The sequence below is a fragment of the Kitasatospora sp. NPDC059803 genome, from assembly GCF_042732255.1.
Lineage (GTDB): Bacteria > Actinomycetota > Actinomycetes > Streptomycetales > Streptomycetaceae > Kitasatospora.
On the sequence record NZ_JBHWIJ010000168.1, the window covers coordinates 1 to 4,126 of the forward strand.

The window sequence follows — 4,126 nt, forward strand, 5'->3', positions numbered from 1 at the left end:
AGGCCGCCGCCTCCGCCGCGCCCCCGCAGGCCGCCCCGGCCCCGCCGACACCCGCCGCCGCCCCGCCGCCGATGCCCGCCCGCCGGCGGCTCACGGAGGAGGAGGCCAAGCCGGTCAACCAACTCGACCCGGGCCAACGGGTGGTGGGGCTCACCATCGACGACGGGCCGGATCCCCGGTACACGCCGACCGTCCTGGCGCTGCTCCAGCAGTACGGGATCCGGGCGACCTTCTTCCTGGTCGGCGAGTGCGCCGCCGAGAACACCGGGCTGGTGCGGGAGATCGCGGACCGCGGCCACCACATCGGCAACCACACCTGGACCCACCCCGACCTGCGGCACATGTCCGACGAGGCGGTGCGGGACGAGCTGGAGCGCACCTCCGACCTGCTGTACCGGACCACCGGGCGCCAGCCGTCCTGGTTCCGCGCGCCCGGCGGGGACTGGTCGCCGGTCGCGATCAGGGTGACCACCGAGCTGGGGATGCGGCCGATGGGCTGGACGGTGGACCCGGAGGACTGGGCCACGCCCGGGACCTCGGTGATCACCGAGCGGATCCTCAAGAACGTCCGGCCCGGGTCGATCGTGCTCAACCACGACGGCGGCGGCGACCGGTCACAGACGGTGGCGGCGCTGAAGGCGTACCTGCCGGTGCTGATCGACCAGGGGTACTCCTTCTCGGCCCCGGCGAACTGAGTGCGGGCGCGGGGCGGCGGGTGCGGGTGCGGGTGACGGTTCTCGGCAGAAGTCGCGGCTTTGCCGCTTAAACCACCTGAAAGAGTGGATTGGGAGAACCGTTTCTGCTGATTTTTGGCCTCTAGGGTGATCTCGCATCAATGCATCAGGTACCGCCAGGTACCTCCTGAAAGGCCATCAATCATGCGTCTCCGCAACACCGCACTCGCCGTCGCCAGCGCCGTCGCCCTCATCCTCGCGGTCCCGACCTCCGCCAACGCCGCCGTCGGCGACTTCCTCTACAAGGTCGGCCGCCTCCCCGGCGTGCCGGCCGGGCTCGCGGACCCGGAGAGCCGCGAGTGCATCAACCTGTTCGGGGCCACCGAGGCGGACCCGGCCTTCGCGCCGGAGAACCTCACCCGCTCGACGGCGACGGTGTTCCTGGACTTCGACTGCGAGGGCGACGTCTACTACGTCATGAACCCCGGCAAGAAGCTCGGCGACCGGCTGAAGCTGCGCTCCGTGATCTTCTCCTGAGCGGGGTGGCCCGGGCCGGGCGGTCGGCGTAGCGTCGAACTGTCCGGCCCGGTCGCCGGCGCCCCGCCGTGCCCGTGCGCGGCTCGCTGTGCCCCTGGTCGGGCGCCGAAAGCCTGGGCAGAGCGAAGGAGGGCCTGGGATGACCGGCAACGGCTACGCACACCCCGAGGCGCTGGTCGGTACCGAGTGGCTGGCCCACCACCTGGACGACGGGACGATCCGGGTCGTCGAGGTGGACGAGGACACCACCGCCTACGACCGGGACCACATCCCCGGCGCGATCGGCTGGAACTGGACCACCGACCTGCACAGCCAGGTCGGCCGCGACTACGCCGACCGGGAGGGCGTCCAGCACCTGCTGCGGGCGGCCGGCGTGGAGGACGACACCACCGTGGTGCTCTACGGCGGCAACAACAACTGGTTCGCCGCGTACGCCTACTGGCTGCTGCGGCTGCGCGGCTTCGGCCCCGTGCGACTGCTGGACGGCGGGCGCAAGAAGTGGGAGCTGGAGGGGCGCGGGCTCACCGAAGAGGTGATGGACTACCAGCACACCGCCTACCGGCTGACCGGGCCCGAGCGCCCGGAGCTGCGGGCGCTGCGGGACGAAGTGCTCGGCAAGGCCGAGCTGTTCGCCAAGCCCGGTTCGGACGCGGTGCTGGTCGACGTCCGCTCGCCCGCCGAGTACCGGGGCGAGCTGATCGCGCCGCCGCACCTGCCGCAGGAGCAGGCGCAGGTGCCCGGGCACATCCCCGGCGCGGTGAACGTCCCCTGGTCGCAGGCGGCCAACGACGACGGGTCGTTCCGCTCGGCGGAGGAACTGCGGGCGCTGTACGGGGGGAAGGGCGTGGAACCGGAGCGCGAGGTGATCGCGTACTGCCGGATCGGCGAACGGTCGGCGCACACCTGGTTCGCGCTCACCGAGCTGCTGGGGTACCCGCACGTGAAGAACTACGACGGCTCGTGGACGGAGTACGGCTCGCTGGTGCGGGCGCCGGTGACGCTCGGCGGGTGAGGGGGGCGGGGGCCGGGGTGTGAGGGGCGGGTGGGGCGCAGGGGGTCCCCGGGGTGTGTGGCGGTGTCGCGGCGGCGCCATGTCGGCCTGTTTCTTTTCATGAACATCTCACAATTGGGGAGTGGACCGGGAGCCACCGGGACATGGATCGATCCGACCCATCGTCCCAGTGACCCTGGAGGACCACGTGCGCAAGAGGCTGATCGTCTCCGCTGCCAGCGCCCTGAGCCTGTTCCTGGCCGTCCCCGCCTCGGCGGCCGACTTCCAACCCGGCGCGGCCGGCATCGGAGACCCGTACTACCCGACCTACGGGAACGGCGGGTACCGCGTCTCGCACTACGACATCCGGCTGAAATACCAGCCCGCCACCGACGAACTGGAGGGCACCACCACCATCCTCGCCACGGCGACCGAGAACCTCTCCCGCTTCAACCTGGACTTCGCGCTGAACGTCCAGGAGGTCCGGGTCAACGGACGTCCGGCGACCTTCGCCACCAGCGGGGAGCAGGAGCTGGAGGTCACGCCCGCCCGGCCGCTCGCCAAGGGCAGCCAGGCCACCGTGGTGGTCCGCTACAAGGGCGTCCCGTCCACCGTGAAGAAGTACGGCTTCACCGCCTGGCTGCGCACGCCGGACGGCGCGGTGGCCGCCGGTGAGCCCGAGTCGGCGTGGTGGTGGTTCCCGAGCAACGACCACCCGAGCGACAAGGCCACCTTCGACGTCTCGGTCCAGGTGCCGGACGGCAACCAGGTGATCAGCAACGGCATCCTGGCCGGCGCCGTCTCGCAGGCCGGCTGGACCCGCTACAGCTGGCGCGAGAACAAGCCGCAGGCGACCTACCTGGCCACCCTCGCGGTCGGCAAGTTCGACGTCACGACCGACAGCACACCGAGCGGGCTGCCCGTCTACAACGCGTACAGCAAGGACCTCGGCGAGAACACCGACGCGGCCAAGGCCAGCGTCGAGCGCACCGGCGAGATCGTCGACTGGCTGAGCGGCTACTTCGGCGACTACCCGTTCAGCTCGGTCGGCGGCTACGTGCCCAACGTCAAGACCGGCTTCGCCCTGGAGACCCAGACCCGGGTCTTCTACAGCCCCCGGCAGTTCGCGCGCGGCTCCAACACCTCCGTCGTCGTGCACGAGCTGGCCCACCAGTGGTACGGCGACAGCGTCTCGGTCTCGCACTGGAGCGACATCTGGCTGAACGAGGGCTTCGCCCGGTACTCGCAGTTCCTCTGGTCCGAGCACGAGGACGAGGGCACGGCGCAGGAAATCGCCGACTACGTCTATGCCTCGCACCCGGCCGACGACCCCTTCTGGACCGTCAAGCCGGGCGACCCGGGAGCCGCCAACCAGTTCGCGAACGCCGTCTACGACCGGGGCGCGGTGGCCATCCAGGCGCTGCGCAACGCCGTCGGGGACGACAAGTTCTTCCAGATCCTGAAGGGCTGGCCCACCGAGCGCCGCTACGGCAACGCCTCCGTCCCGGAGTTCCAGGCGTACGCCGAGAAGGTCTCCGGGAAGAAGCTCGGGGACCTCTTCGCCACCTGGCTGTTCACGGCCTCGAAGCCGGCCGTCGGGCCGGCGCCGGCCGCAGCGGCGGCCTCGCTCGCGCCGGGTGCGGGCGCGGGACAGGCCGACGGGCAGCTGCCGGCGGAGCCGAAGTCCTGGAAGAAGATCCAGGAGACCAACTCGCTGCACGACGAGGAGCATTGAGGTCTGGGCTCGTTGAGCCCCCGGATGTGACCTGGTGAGCTGGTGACCTGGTGACGGGCGTGGTCCGGTCGGCCGCTTGAGGAAGCGGGCGGTCGATCGGGCTACGCCGCTCCGGGGGGCGGGGGGGGGGCGCGCGCGCGGGGGGGGGGGGGCGGGGGCGGGTGTGGGTGTGGGAGCGCGCGGGCGCGC

General features: G+C 71.4%; 4 protein-coding genes. All 4 read left to right on the plus strand.

All coding sequences use genetic code 11. The annotated features are described in order from the left end of the window. The coding region (locus ACFV6I_RS24495; protein ID WP_380427631.1) for a polysaccharide deacetylase family protein at nucleotides 1-695 on the plus strand (695 nt) is incomplete at its 5' end. 183 nt (nucleotides 696-878) lie between these two features. Next, nucleotides 879-1,211, plus strand: coding sequence for a hypothetical protein (locus ACFV6I_RS24500; protein ID WP_380427633.1), 333 nt, complete (start codon nucleotides 879-881; stop codon nucleotides 1,209-1,211). Nucleotides 1,212-1,350: 139 nt separating this feature from the next. Then, on the plus strand, nucleotides 1,351-2,223 hold the full coding sequence (locus tag ACFV6I_RS24505; protein WP_063346426.1) for a sulfurtransferase: 873 nt from the start codon (nucleotides 1,351-1,353) through the stop codon (nucleotides 2,221-2,223). 187 nt (nucleotides 2,224-2,410) lie between these two features. Next, nucleotides 2,411-3,937, plus strand: a complete 1,527-nt coding sequence (locus ACFV6I_RS24510) for a M1 family metallopeptidase (protein ID WP_380343041.1) — start codon at nucleotides 2,411-2,413, stop codon at nucleotides 3,935-3,937. The last annotated feature ends 189 nt before the right edge of the window (nucleotides 3,938-4,126 follow it).

Excerpts from the sequence above, each read along its gene's own strand:
- ACFV6I_RS24500 (WP_380427633.1), top strand. The coding sequence starts at position 879 with ATGCGTCTCCGCAACACCGCACTCGCCGTCGCCAGCGCCGTCGCCCTC.
- ACFV6I_RS24505 (WP_063346426.1), top strand. The coding sequence starts at position 1,351 with ATGACCGGCAACGGCTACGCACACCCCGAGGCGCTGGTCGGTACCGAG.